Origin of the sequence: Pseudomonas sp. YuFO8, assembly GCF_035065025.1 — a bacterium.
Classification (GTDB): domain Bacteria; phylum Pseudomonadota; class Gammaproteobacteria; order Pseudomonadales; family Pseudomonadaceae; genus Aquipseudomonas; species Aquipseudomonas putida_AE.
Genome location: NZ_JAXDEQ010000096.1, coordinates 1 through 1,310, shown reverse-complemented (window position 1 = coordinate 1,310; position 1,310 = coordinate 1). Strand labels below are relative to the sequence as shown.

Annotated in this window: 1 protein-coding gene; it reads left to right on the top strand. The window is 60.5% G+C overall.

Annotated elements, in window-relative coordinates; all coding sequences use genetic code 11:
• On the top strand, positions 1-1,160 hold a 1,160-nt coding region (locus tag SOP95_RS31455), incomplete at its 5' end, for an MFS transporter (RefSeq protein ID WP_323609509.1).
• Between the last annotated feature and the right edge of the window lie 150 nt (positions 1,161-1,310).

Below are 1,310 nucleotides of genomic sequence, written 5' to 3'. Positions count from 1 at the left end.
TGGGCAGTTGCGCGCTGGTGGGCATGATGCTGGGTGCGTTGTTTTTCGGTTCATTGTCGGATCGGATAGGCCGACGCAAAACCATCATGATGTGCGTCGCCATCTTCAGCGGGGTCACGGCCATCAATGGCCTGGCCCAGAGCCCCGAGGCGTTTGCGATATGCCGGTTCATCGCCGGCCTTGGCATCGGCGGGGTGATGCCCAACGTCGTGGCGTTGATGAACGAGTACGCGCCGAAGAAATCGCGCAGCACCCTGGTCGCGATCATGTTCAGTGGTTACTCGTTAGGCGGAATGCTCTCGGCGAGCCTGGGCATGGTGCTGATCCCGCAGTGGGGATGGCAGGCCGTATTCTATGTCGCGCTGATCCCACTGTTGGCCCTGCCGCTGCTGATACGCCAGTTGCCCGAGTCGATGGATTTCCTGCTGCGCACCGGACAGACCGTCAAGGCGCAACACCTGCTGGCACAAGCCGTGCCGTCTTATCAACCAGGCGCCAATGACCAGTTGACCCAGAGGGTCGCCAAAGGCACGAGTGTGTCGATTGCGCAGCTGTTCCAGGACGGGCGTAAGGTGAACACCTTCATGCTGTGGCTGGCGTTTTTCTGTTGCCTGCTGATGGTGTACGCACTGAGCTCGTGGCTGCCCAAACTCATGACTGCCGCCGGTTATGGGCTGAACTCCAGCCTGGCGTTCCTGCTGGCGCTGAACCTCGGTGCGATCATCGGCGCGGTCGCTGGAGGATGGCTGGGGGACCGGATTGGCATCGCCAAGGTCCTGTTCACCTTTTTCACGTGTGGAGCCTTGGCCCTGAGCCTGTTGGCGCTCAAGGCGCCGTTACCCGTGCTCTATCTGCTCATCGCCATCGCCGGGGCGTGCACCATTGGCACGCAGATCCTGGCCAACGCCTGCACGGTGCAGTATTACCCCGCACACATACGCTCTACGGGGCTGGGATGGGCGATGGGCATCGGGCGCACCGGCGCCATCATCGGTCCCTTGCTGGGCGGCGCGCTGCACGCCTCGTCACTGCCGCTGCAGGCGAGCTTCCTCATCTTTGCCGTACCAGGACTCATAGGCGCGATCGCTATTTTGGTCTTTCTCATGCAGACCGCTTCAAGCCGTCAGGCGGCTTCATCCCGGCAAACCGTGTCGCAGTAACGAAGGCCAGAGCCCACGGAGGGGCGCACTGGCCAATGCCTGCTCGTGTACAAAAGTAATATTCATACCCGTGATGAAATGTATGGCAGTTGCGGTATTTATCAATAGCGCTCGGATAGCGATGATCTGGCTACACCAATAACAATCAGC